We start from the raw sequence: 17,388 nt of genomic DNA on the forward strand, positions 1-17,388 counted from the left end.
ACGTTCTACACTTGCCCCATGTCCCAGCCTTCCGTGACGCCCGACTGGAGCTATGAGCGCGCCCACTGGCGGCGCGGATATTTTCGGGTGGCGGGCGTGGACGAGGCCGGGCGCGGGGCCTGGGCCGGGCCGGTGACGGTGGCTGCCGTCATCTTGCCGAACCACCTGGGCGATCTGCCGTTTCGTGACAGCAAGCAATTGCGCCCCGCCGTGCGCGAGGTCCTAGCCGCCGAGGTGCGCCGGGTGGCGCTGGCCTACGCCGTTGAGCACGCCTGGCCCGACGAGATCGACCGCCTCAATATCCTGGGAGCCACCCACGCCGCCGCCCTGCGCGCGATTGCCCGCCTGGGCATCAGCCCGCAGGCGCTCGTCACCGATTATCTGCGGTTGCCCACCGGGTTACCCTACTCGGCCCCGGCCCGCGCCGACGCGCTGAGCTACTCGGTGGCAGCGGCTTCACTGCTGGCCAAGACCAAGCGCGACGCTTTGATGGTGCAGCTCGACGCCGATTATCCCGGCTACGGCTTTGCCGCCCACAAGGGGTACGGCGCGCCGCAGCACCGCTCGGCCCTGGCCCAGCTGGGCGTGAGCGCCATTCACCGGCGCACCTTCGCGCCGGTGGCCCGACTCCTTGAAGCGCGGCTACTGGAGGAAAGTTGACATGCTGAGCGACTTGGCTGCTCTCCTGCTTGTCCGGAGGAGTGTTCTGCTCCCATTCTAAAACGGACTCCTGTCCACGATGCTAGCCTGTCCGCTCTCGCACGTCATTCACTGGGCCTGCTCGAACGCAGAAGACGGGAATCTTCTCTGTCAAATTCTTTAAGAGCTGGCTTCAATGCCGCCACTCCACATGCCGGTGATGCGGGAGTGGCACACTGAAGACATGAACCCCGAAAATCCTTACAAATCCACCCGCCAGCCGGTGCTGGCACGCGGCGGCATGGTGGCCACCTCACAGCCGCTGGCGGCCCAGGCCGGCCTCTTCATCCTGCGCGAGGGTGGGTCCGCCGCCGACGCCGCGATTGCCACCGCCGCCGCCTTGACGGTGCTGGAACCCACCAGCAACGGTATCGGGGGCGACGCGTTCGCTCTGTGCTGGCAGGCGGACGCCAAGGGCAGCGGTGAACTGACGGGCCTCAACGCCAGCGGTGCGGCCCCAGCCCAATTGACCCCCGAAGCCCTGGGAAGCGGCCAAATGCCCCGCCACGGCTGGACCCCCGTGACCGTGCCCGGCGCGGTGCGCGGCTGGGCCGATCTGCACGCCCGGCAAGGCAAATTGCCGTTCGCCAAGCTGCTCGCGCCTGCCATTCACTATGCCCGGCAGGGCTACCCGCTCAGCCCCGAGGTGGCCCGCCACTGGGCGCGGGCGGCACGTAGCTACGCGGCCCTCAGCGGCCCCGAGTTCGCCGAGTGGTTCAAGGTGTTCATGCCCGCCGGATTTACCCCCACGCCCGGCGCGGTGTGGGCTTCCGAGGACCATGCCCGCACCCTGGAGCGCATCGCCGACAGCCAGGGGGCCGAGTTCTACGACGGCGAGACGGCCCGCGCTATTCACACGGCGAGTCGGCAGGCGGGCGGCTTTCTGAGCGCCGACGATCTGGCTGCTCACACTTCCGAGTGGGTCACCCCGATCAGCGCCCACTACCAGGGGCACGACATCTGGGAGATTCCGCCGAACGGCCAGGGGTTGACGGCCCTGATCGCGCTGAGCATCCTGAACGGGCTGGAGCTGCCGCCTGGCCGCGACGATCCGCGCTCGTTGCACCTGCAGATTGAGGCGATCAAGCTGGCCTTTGCCGACGCACACCGCTACATTGCCGATCCTAGGCACGCCGAGGTGCCGGTCGAGCGGCTGCTGTCGAGCGCCCACACCGAAGAGCTGCGCGCTCTGATTTCCAATACGGCCCGTGACCCCCAGACGCCCGGCCCCGGCAGTGGCGGCACGGTGTATCTGGCGACGGCGGATGGCCAGGGCAACATGGTCAGCTTCATCCAGAGCAACTACATGGGCTTTGGCAGCGGCGTGGTGGTGCCGGGAACCGGCGTGGCGCTGCACAACCGGGGCCACAACTTCACGCTGGAGTCGGGCCACCCCAACCGCCTCGCGCCGGGCAAGCGTCCCTACCACACCATCATCCCCGGCTTCATGACCCACCAGGGCCGTGCAGTGGGGCCGTTCGGCGTCATGGGCGGGTTCATGCAGCCGCAGGGCCACGTGCAGGTTGTGCTCAATACCCTGCGCGGCCACCTCAATCCGCAGGCGGCCATCGACGCGCCGCGCTGGCAGTGGCTCAGCGGCCAGGAGATTGAGGTGGAATACGATTTCGGCGAGCGGGCTGTGCGCGAACTCTCCCGGATGGGGCACACCGTGCGGGTGCAGACCGAGGGAGCCAGCTTCGGGCGTGCCCAGATCATCTGGCGCACGCCCGAAGGGGTGCTGATCGGCGGCAGCGAGAGCCGTGCCGACGGTCAGGTGGCGGCCTTCTGAGCGCTTCCGGGCCGGTTTTCGTGATGGGTGCGAGCGGGCGGGTCGGGGGCGCGGCGGCGCAGTCTCTGGCCGACAACGGCGCGGCGGTGCGGGTGGGCCTGCGGACGCCGGAGAAGTGGACCGGGCCGGGCGCGGCGGTGCACTTTGATCTGGCGGACGCGGCCACTTATTCGGCACTGTCGGGCTGCGCGGCCCTCTTTCTGATGTGGCCGCCCGGCACGACGACGGCTCAGGTTGGGGCACTCATCGAGGCGGCCCGGTCACAGGGCGTCCGGCGCGTGGTCTTTCTGTCGATTCTAGGGGCCGAAAAAGTGCCAGTATTGCCGCACCGCCAGATGGAAAAGTTGCTGATGGCCTCGGGCGGAGAGTGGACTTTTCTGCGGGCCAGCTACTTCATGCAAAACCTCTCCACCACCCACCGGGACGACATCCGCCTCAGAGACGAGATCTTTTTACCTGCCGGACAGGGCCGCACCAGCATGGTAGATGTGCTGGACGTGGGCGAGGTGGCAGCTCTGGCCTTGCAGGGCGGCCACGCGGAGCGGGCCTACGACCTGACCGGCCCCGCCGCGCCCAATTATTTTGAGGTGGCCCAGGTGCTGAGTGACGGGTTGGGGCGAAGTGTGCGTTATACCGATCCCAGCCCACTCGCGTTCGTGCGTCTCGGCCTGAAGCGTGGCGTTCCTCCCAGTTTCGTCCTGTTCATGCTGGCCGAATACACCGTGGCGCGGCTGGGCCGGGCCGGGCGCGTCACCCGTACGGTGGAGGAGCTGCTGGGGCGGCCCGCCAATGACCTGCGGGCCTTCGTGCAGCGCGAACTCGTGGCCTGGCGCTGAGGGGGCGCGTTACTGTTCCTGCTCGCGCATCCCGGCCAGGCTGTAACCCAGCGGAAAGGTATGCACCTCGTGCAACTCGCCGCCGCCTTCACGGGTCAGCGAGGCGGCCTGCACCGTGAAGCTGCGCTGCGGCGGGCGCAGTTGCTCCAGCTCGCGCCAGACGCTTTCCTCGGCCCAGTCGCAGATGCCGATGGCCAGCGAGAGGTGCGGGATGAAGTGCTCGCCATCGTACTTCCCAGCAGGCGCGCCCGGCACCTGAATGAGTCGCTGGTGCAAATCGCTGAGCGGCACGCTGAGGGCGTATTCCAGAAAAACGACGTGCGGAAACCTGCGCCAGCGCAGAAACTCGACCTCAAACGGCGGTACGCCTGCGAGGCTACGGCGCACGTCGCAGATCAGGGTCTTGGGTGTGCCCGCGTACTCGAACGGCACCCGCAAATTCAGGTGCGGATCGCCGTAGCTGCTGACGCCCAGGCGGCGCTGCACCCCCATCAGCCACTCGCTGAGTTCGGCGGTGGGCCAGGCCACCATGCTGTAGAGCGCCATACGCGCGGCTCAACCGACCTTGTAGCGGCATTCCGCCGCGCCGCACGAGAGCCGGGCCTCGCGGCTCACCGGCACCTTCAGCAAGTCGCGGTAGAGCGCCAGTTCGCCCTGGCAGAGCTGGGGAAACTGCTTGGCAACGGCGGGGGCCGGGCAATTGCGCTGCACCAGATACCACTGTCCGCCCTCCTGGTAAGCGCGGGCGGCGTAGCCGTGCTCGTTGAGGGTGATGGCCAGCGCGTGCAGCTTGCCGCCCAGCTCGCTGTGCCGGTCGAGAACCACCGAAAGCTGGGCATAGAGCGCCAGCCGCCGGGCGTCCATCACCTGCATGACCGCGCCCTCGCCGAACAGCTGCTCCACATGCCCGAGCACATCCAGACACAGGGCGTCGTAGGCCTTGGGAAAGGTCGCCTCGCCCGCCTCGGTGAGCACATACACGTGCTGTGGGCGGCCCCGGCCACCGGGCTTCTCGGTGCGGACCTCGATCTGCCCGGCGTCTTGCAGATCTTGCAGGTGCCGCCGGATGGCCGGAACCGTGACGCCCAGCTTGTCGGCCAGCGTCTGGGCGGTGGCGCAGTCGCAGGCTTTGATGGTGTCGAGCAGCTTGCTCTTGGTGCGCTCCGGCAGGCTGGGCGGCGCAGTGAGACTGGCCGCATCTGAAGCTGCCTGGAGCGCTGAAGTGGTGGGAAGAAGGGTCACGGCGCTTAGACCAGTTGTGCCATCGGCAACTCGGCCAGGGTCTGCACACTGACCCGTCCGGCGAGGTTCTCGGCGATTTGCCTGAGCGCTCTGGAGGCCGCCGCCTCGGGGTGCGAGAGCACGGCGGGCGTGCCGTTGTCGGCGTCGCGGCGTACGTCGGTGTCGAGCGGCACCTCGCCGAGCAGGGGGTAGTTGCCGAGCTTGGCCGCGCCGCCGCGCCCGAACAGGTCGTAGACGGTGCCGGTATCGGGGGCCACGAAGTAACTCATGTTCTCGATGATGCCCAGCACCGGCACGCTGGCCTTGCGGAACATGTCAATCGCCCGCGCCGCGTCGATCAGGGCCACGTCCTGCGGGGTGGTCACGATGACGGCGCCGGTCACCTGCACGCTCTGGGTCAGCGAAAGCTGCACGTCGCCGGTGCCGGGCGGCAGGTCCACGATCAGGTAATCGAGGTTGCCCCAGGCGGCGTCTTTGAGAAATTGCTGAATGGCCGAGTGCAGCATCGGGCCGCGCCACACCAGCGCCTGTCCGGCGGGGGAGAGGTTGGCCATGCTGATAAAGCGGATGCCGTGCGCCTCGATCGGCAGCATCTTGCGCTCGGCGTTGCCGACGAGCTTGGCCTGACCCTGCCCCAGCATGTGCGCCACCGAGGGCCCGTACACGTCGGCGTCCATCAGCCCCACACTCGCGCCGCTCTGGGCCAGCGCGCAGGCGATGTTGACCGCCACCGACGACTTGCCCACGCCGCCCTTGCCGCTGCCGATCAGCAGCACGTTCTTGACGCCCGGCAGCGGCGGGGTCGCGGGCATCCGGACCTGCGCGCCGAACTCCACGCTGACCACGTCCACGCCCGGCACGCCCATCACGGCGGCCCGTACGTCGCGCTCAATGGTGGCCTTGAGCGGGCAGGCCGGAGTCGTGAGGTTGACCTTGACCGTGACGGCGCTGCCGCCCTGCTCAAGCGGCGTCACGTCAATTCGTTCGATCATGCCCAGCGACACCAGATCGCGGTGCAGCTCGGGATCGTTGACCGAGCGCAGGGAGTCTAGAACCGCTTCTCGCATATCCTGCACTTGTATCTCATCTGGCGGGCGGCGGCAAGGCTGGGCATCACAAAAGCGGCGGGTCGGTGGTGCCCAGAACCTGACTTGCAGCGCGTGCTGCACGGCCCGGCGGCTTCAGAAACGGTTCTTCAGGGCCGCACCCGCAGGTTGACCGGCTGCCCGCTGTAGGTGCTCACGCTGGCGTTGCGGCCCAGGTCCACCACAAAGGTGTTCCAGCCGCTGACCAGGCGGGCCGAGAAGCCGTGTCCGGCGCTCACCGTCACGTTGCCGCTGACCCAGACCGTGACCAGCGGCTGACGCTGCACGTCGGGAAAGGCGTCAATCAGAGCCTCGTTGTCGTCGCGCCTGCCGTTGCGGTTGGCGTCGTCGTAGACGAACAGGTTCACCGCACTGTTCAGCACGGGGGCGCTGAGGTTCACGTCGCCGACCACGCCGGGCCAGCCGATACTCTCGGGGCGTAGCGGAAACTGGGCGCGGCTGGGTGGGGCGTCATCGAGCTTCAGCGTGAAGGTGCCGCTGCTGATGGGCGCGCTGGTAAGTTCGCTGATCGGCGCGCCCGACGGTCCAGCGCTCCACACCCCCACGCGCGCGCTGGGCGGCAGCCCCGCTCCGCCGACGACACTGCCCTGCCAGCTCAGGGCCTGGGCCGAGGAGAGCATCAGAAGTGTCAAAAGAGCAGAGCGGACTGACTTTTGCATGGCCTCAGTCTACTGCGGCGCGCTGACGCCGACGTGACGCCGGGCCGCCCGGCGAGGATGAAGGCTCTGTCCCGTGCCGGGCAGGTCGAGCCGGGACCGCTCGGGCAGTACAGTAGGCCCGGTATGGAGCCGCTTGAACAGATCGCGCAGCGCCTCAGCACCGAGCGCCGGGTGCGGGCGCTGGCCGAGGCGGGCAGTGCCCGCACGCCGAATGCCTGGGCGGGCAGCGTCCCCACGTTGCTGAGTTTCGAGCGCGGCCTGATCAGGCCCGGCACCGAATTCCCGCTGCGGGAAACCGAGGCGGGCGTGGTGCGGCTGCGCTTTCCCTACGAATCGCTGGAAGTCTGGCAGGACTGGCCGCTGCTCCAAACCAGCGGTTCGCTGGGGCTGCTGGCCCAGTGCCGGCCCATCTACGATCCCAGCGGCAGCCTCGGTAGTGTGCAGCGCACCCTGCAGTCGCTTACGCTCCCGCAACGGGCCGACTTCCGCGCTGGCCTCATTGAGCAGGCTGAGACCCGCCTGGCAGCGGCCCAGCACCTGCTCGGCCCCGCCGCCAGCAGCGGCTCTGGCCCGGCGGCGCAACTGCTGGTGCTGGCCGACGTGCGCCGCCTGGCGGTGGAGTGCTTGTACCCGGCGCTGCTGAGCTGGCGGCACCTGTGGGCGGCGGGCGGGCCGGACGGCGGGGTGCGGCTGCCGCACGTCTGGCGAGCGCAGGTAGGGCTGGCGTTTCCCAGGGCCGTGAACCGGCTCGATCAACTCTACGGCTTCGGCGGTGAGCGCGAGGCCCGCCGGGTGCTGCTGGCCACGCGCGGCCTGAATCTGGTGCAGGCCGAGAAACGTGCCCGCCTGGCGGCGCAGGTCGGGTACTTCGACGGCGCGGTGCGGTTCGTGCGCGACGCAGCGGCGCAGCTCTGGCGCGGCGATCTGGAGCGCTGGGCGTACCTGAGTAGCGCCCGCCAGGACAAACTCGTCACCCTGCTCGGCGCACAGACCAGCCCGCTGGGGCCGGTGGCCGCCGAGCTGGGCCGCGAGCTGATCGAGGACGTGCGGGTGGGACGCTGAAACCGCCTCAGCTGCGCGAGTAGCGCCGACCCCCGTAGCCTGGAAAGACGCCGATACCGTAGGCGACGCTGCGCACGCTGTCGAGCACAGACAGATTGTTCCAGCTCAGGCCCGCGCTGGAGCCGCCGTCGAGCAGCAGGGCGTCCTGGGCACCGAGGCGGGCCATGATCTTGCCCATCTCGCTGATGGTCAGCCGTTCGTGGGTGCTGACCATCAGCAGATCGCGGTTGCTGCTCAGGCCGACGGCGCTGCGGGCGGCGCGGCCAAACAGCGCCGGGTCCTGAAAGACGGCGGAATACACGTGGGTCAGCGCGCCGCCGCGCACGATCTGCGGGCCACTGGCGACCACGGTTTCCATGCCGCTCCACTGACTGCCTGCGCCGCTGCCTACGCTGGGGCCGCCCGCCCCGCCACCGATGCGGGCGCGGTTGTCGGGCGTGATCGAGAGGGCCACCGGAATGCGCCCCCACGAGAGCCGCTTGCCCTGTACCACCAGGTCGCCCGCCGGAATATAGCTCTGCGGATGGAAATAGCTGCCGTTGATGACGGCGGCCGCGCCGCTGAGCCGCGCCAGGATGCTGACGCGGGCGCTGCTGCCGATGCCGCGCCGGGGCAGCACCGGCGACACCAGTACGTCGCGGTGTCTGAGATCGACCCGGACCACCTGTATCTTGATGCCTAGCATCCGCATCGCCGAGAGCGTCACGGCGCGGCGGCGCGGGCGCGGTGGAATCGGAACCGGGACGCGCCGGGGCAGCAGCACCTTCATGCCGGGATACACCCAGGCCGAGGAAAGCCGGTTGAGCGTCATGAACTGCGCGGGAGTGAGTTTGGCATTGAGCTGCGCTGTTTTTGCCAGCGTCACGAAGGTGTCGCTGACGCCGACGGTGGTGTAGGTGTAGACGGTGCGGGCCTCCATGGTGGGCGGCAGGGCCGGAATACGGTGGGTCAGGCTGCTGACCGCGCTGCCGGGCGGCGGCACCACCAGCACCTGGCCCACCCGGATCAGGGTGCCGCTCAGGCGGTTGGCCGCTTGGAGGACCGCCACGCTGACGCCGCCGCGCCCCGCGATCCGGCCCAGGGTGTCGCCGGGACGCACGGTGTAGCGGCTGGCCATGGACCTGCGGGCGGCAACTGCGATTGCAGCAGGCTTGCTGGCAGATCCGACTGGAAATTTGACCGGGTGTTTGGTGGCGGGTTTCGGGAGCGCCCGAAGTGGCTGGGCACTGGGGCCGCCGGTGTTGAGGACCTGACCCGGCGAGATCAGGTTGCTGCTGAGACCGTTGAGCGAGCGAAGCCGCGCCACACTGACGCCGGTACGCTGGGAAATTCGGAACAGGGTATCGCCGGATTTGACGGTCACGGCAGCCAGCCCGGACGAACCGAGCAGCGTGAACACGAGTGAAAGACGCAGCGTTAGATGAGACATGGCGGCCATCCCATCATGTCAGCCTCATCCGAACCTGATGCGGCGCTGAGTTGTCTAGCGGACTTCCCGAACCTTTATGGCCTGCGCTCCTGGGCCGCCAGGAAGTCCAGGACCGCCTTGCGGGTCCCGCCCAGAAAGGTCAGGTGGCGCGAGAGTGCGCCCACAATGGTGATGTGATTGAGGCCCGGCAGTACGGTGTAGGTGTACGGCACACCGGCCGCTTGCAGGGCCGCCTTCATGCGCTCGCCGTTGTCGGGGTCCACGGTGGTGTCGTTGGCCGCCACCAGCAGCAGGTTCGGCGGAGCGTCGGAGCGGACGTGGCGGCTGGGCATGATGTTGGCCGGGTCGCCGCCTGCCGGGAAGGCATCTTTGCTGGGAAACTTGCGGAAGTCGTAGTCGTAGGGGCCAGCGATGCCCACCACAGCGCGCACGGTGTTGGTCTTGACCCCGGCTTCTGTCAGCCAGCGGGCGTTGTCCACGACTTCCACGGCGTTGAAGGCCCCCGCCGAGTGCCCGACCACGTAGAGGCGCTGGCCGTTGCCGCCGTATTTCGCGGCGTTGTCCTGGAGCCACTTGAGCGCCTGCGCCGCGTCCTGAATGTAATCGGGATAGGGGTGCTGGGGGGCCAGGCGGTAACTCATCACTGCCGTGACGTACCCGGCGCGCGCCAGGCTCTCGCCTGCGAAGACGTACTCGTCCTTGCCACCGCTGGTCCACGAGCCGCCGTGGATGAACAGCACCACGGGTTTGAGGCTGGAGGACGTCTCGGCGGTTTGCGGGGGCGCGTAGATGTCGAGCAGGTTGCGCACGTCGGGGCCGTAGGGCAGGTTGCGGGTCACGTTCAGGCCGCTGAGGCTGGTGGTGTTATTGAGGGTAGCGACGGGGTTGCAGGCAGTGAGGGCCACCCCCAGCGCGAGCAGGGCTGGCAAGACGAACAGACGGCGTTTCATGGGTGCAGGCTAGTGCAGAGGTATGCGGTTGAACTGAAACGTTGGCTGCCAAACGGCTTTCTGGAAGGCTGGAAAACATGAAAACGACGCCAAAGGAAAAGAGGCGGCTGGGAGCATAGGCGGCCCATCCACCTCTTTCTTTGTCTCCCGCTTCCCGCTCACGCCGAACTACTTCAGCGTCTTGATAAAGGCATGGATGTTGACGATCTCGTCGTCGCTGAGCTGAGCGTCGGTGAAGCGCGGCATGGTGGTGTTGAGCATCTTGTTGGGAGCCTGGCCCTGGCGCAACGCCGCCGTGAACTGGGCGTCGTCCCAGGACTTGGGACCGTCGGCGGTGGTCAGGTTGGCCCCGATGCCGCCCTTGCCGCCTGCACCGTGACACACCGCGCAGTTGACTTCCGGCTTCTTGGCCCCGGTGAAGATCAGTTTGCCCGCCCCGGCGTCGCCCGCGCCCGCTGCGGCCGGAGCCGTTTGGCTGGTTGAATCTGATCTGGTCTCGGCGCTGCTACCCGGTGCGGGGGCCTTGCCCGAGGGATTGTCGGCGCTGGTGGGCTGGGTGGGCGCGCCTTCGGCGGGGGTGGTGGAGGACTGGCCCGAAGCGCCGTCCTTGGCGACCACTACTGCGCCCTCGGCAGCGCTGGCGTTGCCTGCCGGTTGGGTCTTGCCGGGCGCGTTGCCCGAGGCGTTGGGACTCTGGGGCGCGCGACTGGTCGGCATCGAACCGGCGGAGAGATCGTTGACGCCGTTGGTCTGGTCCGTCTGGGCGGCGCTCGCCTGGGTGCCGCTGGCGGGGTTGTTGGCACTGTCTTCGGTTGCATTGTCGACATTCTTGCCCGGCGCGCCTGCCGCGTTGGGGTCCGGGATGGTACTGGAAGTGCTGGAGCTTGAGGGGGCCGCCGTACTGGTGGGGGTGCTGCCCTGGGCGGCGCTGGCCGTGGCCGACGTGCCGGTGCCGGTCGTGTCGTTGGCGGCGGCGTCGCTTGAAGCTGCGTTGCCCGCCATGGTGGTTCCGGTTCCTGCCGTGCCGCTGGTGCCGTCGGCGGCAGGGGTACTGGTGGCTGGCGTGCTGGCCTCCCCGCCCGCTTCGGCGGAAGCGGCGGCCTCGTGGTTTGTGGCGAGTCGGAAAGCGGTAAAGCCGCCGCCCAGTGTGCCGACCAGCAACAGTGCTGCAGACACGATAAAAGCGTTTCTCATGGGATTCAGGCTAGCACAGGCTTTTGGGCGGTTTAGCCCTCCTGAATACCGTCTGAACGGGGCCACAAGACCGCTCTCAGCCCTGTCAGGCAGATGCGGCGGTAGCGCTCCAGATCGGGAACCGGGTCCGACAAAAAGCGCATGCTCAGGCCGTCGACCAGCGCACGCAGTTGCCATGCCCGCGCTTCCAGACTGTTGGGCTGGCACTGATCGCCTGCGCCGAGGGCGGCGAGTTCGGTGTCCAGGCTCAGGTTGGCGGCCATAAAGCCGCGCTGCACGGCCATCAGTGCCTCGCTGCGGGCTGCCGCCGAGAGCAGATCGAGCGAGACGGTGTAAAAGCGCCGCGTGTTGAGCACGCCGTAAAACTGGTTGTCCACATACGCCTGCAACTTGGCCTCGGGGCCGTCGGCCAGCCGCAGAGCGCGCCGGGTCGTCGCCGTCACGGTCCGCACGAAGCGGCGCATCACGGCGGCCAGCAGTTCTTCCTTGCTGCCGAAATGATAGGCCAGCGTGCCCTTGCTGACGCCTGCCCGCGCCGCGATGTCGCCGAGCGTGACGCTGGCAAAACCGTACTCGAAGATGGCCTGGTAGGCCGCTTGCTCCAGCGCGGCGCGGCGCAATCGGTCTTGCACAGGATCAACGTGCCGGGCCATGCCGGGCAGTTTAGCGGGATTTGGTGCAGAGGTTTTCGCACGCCCGCCGCCCCGGACAACCCGCCCACAGCCGCGCCCCTATACTTCTTGCCGTGAGCCGTGTGCAGCCGCGCCCCCGTTCCCTGATGCCTATGACCCTGCCTCTGCGCCAGATGCTGCTGGTGTCGCGCCCGGCGCTGTGGATCAACACTCTGGGTGTGGCCGTCACCGGGCTGTGGCTGTCGGGGCAGCTCTGGAACAGCTCACTGGTCTGGCTAGTGCTACTGCTTTACCTGACTTTGCCCTTCAACCTACTGATTTACGGCCTCAACGACTGCGCCGATCTGGATGAGGACGCCCGCAGCGCCCGCAAAGGTGGCTGGCAGGGCGCGCGGCTCTCGCCGGGCGAGGCCGGGCCGCTGCTGTGGCTGATCCTGGGGCTGAATCTGCCGTTCTTGCTGGTGCTGGGCTGGTGGCTGCCGCCCGCCGCGCTTGGCGTGCTGCTGCTCTCGGCGCTGCTGTTCGCGGGCTACAGCCTGCGCCCGCTGCGCTTCAAGGCCCGCCCCTTTCTCGACGGCCTTTCCAACGTGGCCTACGCCCTGCCGCTCCTGATCCCGGCGCTGATGGTCGGCGCGGCGGTGCCGTGGCTGGCCTTCGCCGCCCTGTGCGCCTACGCGGTGGGCAAGCATGCCTTTGACGCCGTGCAGGACATTCAGGCCGATGTGGGCGCGGGCACCTGTACGGTGGCGACCCACCTCGGCGCGTCCGGCACGGCCCTGTATGCCCTGGGCTGGTTCGGGCTGGCGGGCGCATTGGTGTGGGCGCTCAGTCCGCTCAGCAGCGCGGCGGTGTGGCTGGTCTGTGGCGGCATGGCGTTGCGGCTGCGTCGCCGCCCCACGCCCTGCCAGGCCGCCCGCCTCTACCCGCTGAGCATCGTCTCGCCCTGGATCGTCGGTGCAGTGAGCGGGGTGCAGCTGGTGTACACCCTGGCGAGAGGCTAGTGGGGTGCAGCCGGTCTGCCTGTGGGCACGTGGCTAGCACCGGTCAGCGCTCTATCGGCATTCTGGGCGGCGGGCTGGCGGGCCTGGCGCTGGCGGCCCTGCTGGCCCAGGTCGGGCATGCGGTCACGCTATACGAGGCTGGAGCGCTGGGCGGCAAGCTGGGGCAACTGGAGGTGGGCGGCCTGACGTTCAGCACCGGGCCGAGTCTGTTCACCTTTCCGGGCGTGTGGCGGCGCTATCTGACTGCGCTGGGGGAAGCTGACAGCTTGGATTTGCAACCATTTCCGGCTGGCCTGGGCCTTCACCACACGCCGTTCGGGTCCGTGCCGCTGCCGGTGCCTCCGGACCACCTGTTGGCGGGCGAGTGGGCACGTTACGTCAACTTGGTGCGCCCGCTGCGCCCCCATGTCGAAACCCTGCTGACCACGCCGCCGCGCCTGAGCGACCCCGCGTTTGTACAGGCGAGCGCCGCGCTGGGCCAAGTGCTGGCCGGACACCTGACGGCCCAGCGCTGGACCGACGCGCAACGCTTCTCGCCGCTCCTGGCGCATGCGATTCAGACCCACGCCCTCAATGCTGGACTCGGCCCGCAGGATGCCCCGGCACTCTACGCGCTGCTTCCAGCATTGATCGCCGACGAGGTGTCGCGGCCTGCCAGGGGCATGGGGGCGCTGCTCAATGAGCTGATCCGCTTCTGCCGAGATCGGGGCGTGTGGCTGCGGTCCCACACACCGGTCACGCAGCTGGACGCGGCGCGGGCCACCGTCCGGCTGGGCAGCGAGACGGTACGCCATGATCTGATCGTCAGCGCCCTTGATCCGGCGCGGCGGGCTGAGCTGAGTGGACGAGCAGTGAGGCGCGGGCCGCGCACCGTCAGCGGACTGGCGATTTACGCCGCCTTCGCCGACGCCGTGCTGCTGCCCGCCACCAGTGTCGTCGCGCCGACGAACTTTGCCGACTTTCGCGCCGCCACGCGAAGCACTGCCCTGCCGCCCGACACCCTGGCGCTGGTGCACGCCGAGGAGCGAAAGCTGGCGCTGTTGCTCACTGTTCCGGCCAGTGGGCAGCAGCTGAGCCTGAACGACGCCTGGGTGCGTGGGCAGATTGAGCGTACAGAGCGGGTGTTGGGCGTGCCGGGACTCCTGGACTCGGCGCTGGATGTGAGGGCGCTGGGTCCGGCCTATTACGCCGCACTCGGCACGCCGGGCGGCTCCATCTATGGCGCGGCCCAGCCGTTCTGGCGGGCCGGGCCGTTTCATCCGCAGCCGTACCGGGTGTCCGGCAAATTGTGGCAGGTCGGTACGGCGGTGCATCCCGGCGGCGGCATTCCGGCGATTCTGGGCGGGGCACTGATCGTCCGCAAGCTGATTCAGCGCCGCTGAGCTGGGCTAAGTGGAGAACCAAAAAGAGCGGGCGTCCATTCCAGACGCCCGCTCCTTGATTTGGGTTGTGCTCGCTCAGCGTCGGTCGCGCCGGTCGCTGCTGCGCTCCGGGCCGCTGGGCACGAACTCGCGGCTACCGAAGTCGCTGCTGTTGCCCGTGCTGCTGGTGCTGCGGCCACGGTAGCCGCCGCCACTGCCGCTGTTGCCCCGGTCGTTGCTGTAGCGTCCGCCGCCGCTGCCCTGACGACCGCCGCCACGGTAGCCGCCGCCGCTGCGGCTGTCACCGGAGCGCTCACGCTGGGGAGCCTCGTGTAGGGTGGGCAGCTCGTCGGGCACGCTGACCTCCACCTGGCCGTCGAGCGGCGAGGCAGCCAGCAACTTCTGCACCAGTTCGCTGGGAATGTCAGCCACCGCGCCTTCGTCCGAGAGGCGCACCCGGCCGAGCGAGCGGCTGTCGATATCGGTGCTGCGGGCAATCAGCGCGACGGTGCGGGCCACGCTCATGCGCTGGCCGTGCAGCATCACGGTGACCTGACCTTCCTCGCCGCTGAGCAGGCTGACGGTGCGTGCAGGCGTCACCGCTCCGGCAATGCGGGCCAGGGCGCGGGCCAAGCTCTCGAGGCCCAGCTCGCTAAAGAGGCGCTCGGCCTCGGCCTGGAACGGCTCGGCGAATTCGCTCTCGACCTTGCGGACCTGGTCGGCCGCGGTGCGGGCCGAGGCGTCACGCACGTCCTTGGGGGTGGGGTGGGCGCGCTCGATGAAGTGAACGCCGGTGGCGTGCTCGAGGTTGCGCAAATCGCGCTGCTCGCGGTCGCCGTACATCACGATGGCGGTGCCGGTGCGCCCGGCGCGGCCCGTGCGGCCCGAGCGGTGAACGTAGCTCTCGTGGTCCTGCGGCAGGTGGTACTGCACCACCAGATCGACCTCAGGAATGTCCAGACCGCGCGCGGCCACGTCGGTGGCGACCAGCACGCGCACCCGTCCGGCGCGGAAAGCTCCCAGCGCACGCTCACGCTGGCTCTGGGCCAGATCGCCGTGCAGGGCCTCGGCTTCCAGGCCACGGTGAATGAGCTCCAAGGCCAGCTCGTCAACCTCGCGCTTGGTGCGGGCGAAGATGATGGCGCGCTCGGGGTTGTAGATGGTGAGCAGATCGGCCAGCAAGCGGGTGCGGGTGCGCCCGACGCGGATCTTGAGGTGCTCAACGCTCACGGCGGCCTGGCTCTTGCCCTCGCCGACCAGGTCGACCGTGACCGGGTCGTTCTGGTACTGCTTGGCGATTCTCAAAATGTCGCGGGTCAGCGTGGCGCTGAACAGCATGGTCTGGCGGGTTTCGGGGGTGGCCTTGAGGATTTCCTCGATGGCGTCGGCAAAGCCCACGCTCAGCATCTCGTCGGCCTCGTCGAGGACCACGAACTGCACCGCGTCGAGCAGCAGGTTGCCGCGCTCGATGTGGTCGATGATGCGTCCCGGCGTGCCGACGACGATGTCCACACCGCGTGACAGGGTCTTTTCCTGGGGGCCGTAGGCCGCGCCGCCGTAGATGGTCAGCACTTCGAGTTCGCCGGACGCTTTGTGGAAGTGCTCGGCGACCTGCTTGGCGAGTTCACGGGTGGGGGCCATGATCAGGGCGCGCGGTGAGCGGCCCCGCTCGCGGCTGGGCGGGGTGCCCTGGATGATCGGCAGCGCGAAGGCCAGGGTCTTGCCGGTGCCGGTGCGGGCGCGGCCGATCAGATCGCGGCCCTGCAAGGTGTGCGGCAGGCTCTCGGACTGAATGGGAGTGGCTTCGGTGATGCCCTGCGCCGCAAGACGCCCGGCGAGTTCGGGATTGATCAGTTCAATAAATTGCATGGAGTCCTTTTTCCGGGGTCCGTACACGCGCCGGTGAAAGCCTTCAGACATGCAACTTGGGAGCTTCTCAAAGCCTCAAATCTCCACTGCATGCGCCGACAGCTCATCTTGTCCGGTGAACGACCCTGCCGCTTGGGGGTTTGCCTGAAACGCGGGGAAATGCTCAACAAGCGCAGGCGGCATTTTCGGGTGTGGCCAATCGCTCTCGACTGGCACTAAGGGTAAACTATACACGAAAAGCCCGGCCCGTGTGTGGCCTTGCATCTCACCCAAGGATACAACCCGCCCGGTTGGTGTTACCTCGCGGGTACGTCTGCCCGGTCAATTGGCGGGCTTGCTGGGTGCAGTCGTTCGGTCCAGTCACTGGCCCCGGTTGAATGCCCCCAGGTCAGTCTTTTTTCAGCAGCACGCTCTTGAGATACAGACTCTCCGGCACTGCCAGCATGTAGGGGTGGTCGGCAGGCTGGTAGGTGACGGCCATCACCTGCGCCGCCGCGCTCGCCTCGCCCGCTGCCACCCGCGCTGCGTCGAGCAGGTCGTCCACTCTTAGGTAGTGGGCACAGGTGGAGATCAGCAACTTCCCGCCGGGGTTGAGCATCCGCAGCGCGCGGGCCGCGCCGTCGGTAAATACCCGCTTGGCATTGGGCACGTCGTCACGGCGCTTGGCCAGGGTGGGCGGGTCGAGCACCACCACGTCGAAGCGGCGTTTCTCGCGCTCCAGTTGCGCCAGCACCTCCAGCGCGTCGCCGAGCCGTGCGCCGGCTTGCAGCTTGTTGGCGCGGGCCACCGCTTCCAGAATGCCCAGCGCGGCGGCGTCCTTGTCCACCGCGACGGTGAGTGCGCCGCGCCGCGCCGCGTGCAGGCTGAACCCCCCGGTGTAGGAGTACACGTCCAGAAAATGCTGGCCCGGCTGCACTAGGGCGGCCAGCATCCGGCGGTTGTCGCGCTGGTCCAGAAAGAAGCCGGTTTTCTGAGCGTCTTGCCAGTCGAAAAACAGTTCCAGATCGTCCTCGAAAAAGCGCACGCGGCGGGGCACCTCCCCCCACAGCTCGCCGGTCTTGAGGTCCAGCCCTTCCTTCCGGCGCTCGCCGGTATCGCTGCGCTCGTAGGCGGCCCCGGCCCCAGTTTCCTTTTTCAGCGCATTGAGAATCAGCTCGCGGTGGTGCTCGGCCCCAGCGTTGCGCAGCTGCACTGCCAATACTCCCGCAAACTGGTCGGCCACCACACCCGGCAGGCCGTCGGCCTCAGCGTAAACGACCCGCATGGCGTCGGTGTCCTGAATCTGCCCCTCTCGCCGGTTCAGCGCAGCCCGGATACGGCGGCGGTAAAATGCCTCATTGATGTCTTCTCGCTCCAGCGTCAGCATCCGCAGCGGGGTCGCGCCCTGGGCGTTGAAGTAGCCGCGCCCCACGAAGCTGCCGTCCTCGCCGCGCACGTCCACCACTTCTCCCGCACCGATGCCGCTGTCGGCGCTGAGAACATCGCCAGCGTGGCCGAAGGGGTAGCGGCCCCGCAAACGCCTGAGGGCCTGGGTCTTGATCGTCACATTCATGGCGGTG

At 68.3% G+C, this 17,388-nt stretch carries 16 protein-coding genes; 6 read left to right on the forward strand and 10 right to left on the reverse strand.

What is annotated here, in order from left to right:
* Nucleotides 1–18 precede the first annotated feature (18 nt).
* The 3 genes from rnhB to GUI70_RS11795 all read left to right on the forward strand — a co-directional run bounded on the left by rnhB (nucleotide 19) and on the right by GUI70_RS11795 (nucleotide 3,324).
* Nucleotides 19–660, forward strand: coding sequence for a ribonuclease HII (gene rnhB, locus GUI70_RS11785; RefSeq protein WP_161882514.1), 642 nt, complete (start codon nucleotides 19–21; stop codon nucleotides 658–660).
* A gap of 223 nt (nucleotides 661–883) precedes the next feature.
* Complete coding sequence (locus GUI70_RS11790) at nucleotides 884–2,488, forward strand: gamma-glutamyltransferase family protein (RefSeq protein ID WP_237724860.1); 1,605 nt, start codon at nucleotides 884–886, stop codon at nucleotides 2,486–2,488.
* A gap of 23 nt (nucleotides 2,489–2,511) precedes the next feature.
* Entirely contained in the window at nucleotides 2,512–3,324 is an 813-nt protein-coding gene (locus GUI70_RS11795; protein ID WP_161882515.1) for an NAD(P)H-binding protein, read from the forward strand.
* 9 nt (nucleotides 3,325–3,333) lie between these two features.
* On the opposite strand, the gene GUI70_RS11800 is transcribed toward GUI70_RS11795, so the two are convergent.
* From GUI70_RS11800 to GUI70_RS11815, 4 genes are all read right to left on the reverse strand, one after another.
* Complete coding sequence (locus GUI70_RS11800; RefSeq protein ID WP_161882516.1) at nucleotides 3,334–3,870, reverse strand: 2'-5' RNA ligase family protein; 537 nt, start codon at nucleotides 3,868–3,870, stop codon at nucleotides 3,334–3,336.
* 9 nt (nucleotides 3,871–3,879) lie between these two features.
* Nucleotides 3,880–4,566, reverse strand: coding sequence for a helix-turn-helix transcriptional regulator (locus GUI70_RS11805; RefSeq protein WP_161882517.1), 687 nt, complete (start codon nucleotides 4,564–4,566; stop codon nucleotides 3,880–3,882).
* 5 nt (nucleotides 4,567–4,571) lie between these two features.
* Nucleotides 4,572–5,633, reverse strand: coding sequence for an Mrp/NBP35 family ATP-binding protein (locus GUI70_RS11810; protein WP_161882518.1), 1,062 nt, complete (start codon nucleotides 5,631–5,633; stop codon nucleotides 4,572–4,574).
* 128 nt (nucleotides 5,634–5,761) lie between these two features.
* Nucleotides 5,762–6,331 carry a hypothetical protein gene (locus GUI70_RS11815; protein ID WP_161882519.1) on the reverse strand — a complete coding sequence of 190 codons (570 nt, stop codon included), beginning with the start codon at nucleotides 6,329–6,331 and terminating at the stop codon, nucleotides 5,762–5,764.
* Between GUI70_RS11815 and GUI70_RS11820 the strand changes: the two genes are divergently transcribed.
* Complete coding sequence (locus GUI70_RS11820) at nucleotides 6,326–7,393, forward strand: hypothetical protein (RefSeq protein WP_306468297.1); 1,068 nt, start codon at nucleotides 6,326–6,328, stop codon at nucleotides 7,391–7,393. The two genes, GUI70_RS11815 and GUI70_RS11820, sit on opposite strands and share 6 nt — an antisense overlap.
* Before the next feature lie 7 nt (nucleotides 7,394–7,400).
* Here GUI70_RS11820 and GUI70_RS11825 read toward each other — a convergent pair whose 3' ends face one another.
* The 4 genes from GUI70_RS11825 to GUI70_RS11840 form a co-directional block, all read right to left on the reverse strand.
* Nucleotides 7,401–8,822: a LysM peptidoglycan-binding domain-containing protein gene (locus tag GUI70_RS11825; RefSeq protein WP_237724861.1), complete on the reverse strand. Its 1,422-nt coding sequence runs from the start codon at nucleotides 8,820–8,822 to the stop codon at nucleotides 7,401–7,403.
* 74 nt (nucleotides 8,823–8,896) lie between these two features.
* Nucleotides 8,897–9,772, reverse strand: coding sequence for an alpha/beta hydrolase (locus tag GUI70_RS11830; protein WP_161882521.1), 876 nt, complete (start codon nucleotides 9,770–9,772; stop codon nucleotides 8,897–8,899).
* A 168-nt stretch (nucleotides 9,773–9,940) separates the two neighbouring features.
* A complete protein-coding gene (locus GUI70_RS11835; protein ID WP_161882522.1) occupies nucleotides 9,941–10,966 on the reverse strand; it encodes a c-type cytochrome in 1,026 nt (341 codons plus the stop codon).
* Between the two features lie 32 nt (nucleotides 10,967–10,998).
* Nucleotides 10,999–11,619 carry a TetR/AcrR family transcriptional regulator gene (locus GUI70_RS11840; RefSeq protein WP_161882523.1) on the reverse strand — a complete coding sequence of 207 codons (621 nt, stop codon included), beginning with the start codon at nucleotides 11,617–11,619 and terminating at the stop codon, nucleotides 10,999–11,001.
* Nucleotides 11,620–11,711: 92 nt separating this feature from the next.
* On the opposite strand from GUI70_RS11840, the gene GUI70_RS11845 reads away from it, so the two are divergent.
* Nucleotides 11,712–12,599, forward strand: coding sequence for a UbiA family prenyltransferase (locus GUI70_RS11845; RefSeq protein WP_306468299.1), 888 nt, complete (start codon nucleotides 11,712–11,714; stop codon nucleotides 12,597–12,599).
* A 29-nt stretch (nucleotides 12,600–12,628) separates the two neighbouring features.
* Nucleotides 12,629–13,981: a phytoene desaturase family protein gene (locus tag GUI70_RS11850; protein ID WP_161882524.1), complete on the forward strand. Its 1,353-nt coding sequence runs from the start codon at nucleotides 12,629–12,631 to the stop codon at nucleotides 13,979–13,981.
* Nucleotides 13,982–14,056: 75 nt separating this feature from the next.
* Here the strand turns inward: GUI70_RS11850 and GUI70_RS11855 are convergent, their stop codons facing one another.
* Complete coding sequence (locus tag GUI70_RS11855) at nucleotides 14,057–15,829, reverse strand: DEAD/DEAH box helicase (RefSeq protein ID WP_161882525.1); 1,773 nt, start codon at nucleotides 15,827–15,829, stop codon at nucleotides 14,057–14,059.
* 388 nt (nucleotides 15,830–16,217) lie between these two features.
* On the reverse strand, nucleotides 16,218–17,381 hold the full coding sequence (locus GUI70_RS11860; RefSeq protein ID WP_161882526.1) for a class I SAM-dependent rRNA methyltransferase: 1,164 nt from the start codon (nucleotides 17,379–17,381) through the stop codon (nucleotides 16,218–16,220).
* Nucleotides 17,382–17,388: the final 7 nt, after the last annotated feature.

It is taken from the genome of Deinococcus alpinitundrae (assembly GCF_009982895.1).
Classification (GTDB): Bacteria; Deinococcota; Deinococci; order Deinococcales; family Deinococcaceae; genus Deinococcus; species Deinococcus alpinitundrae.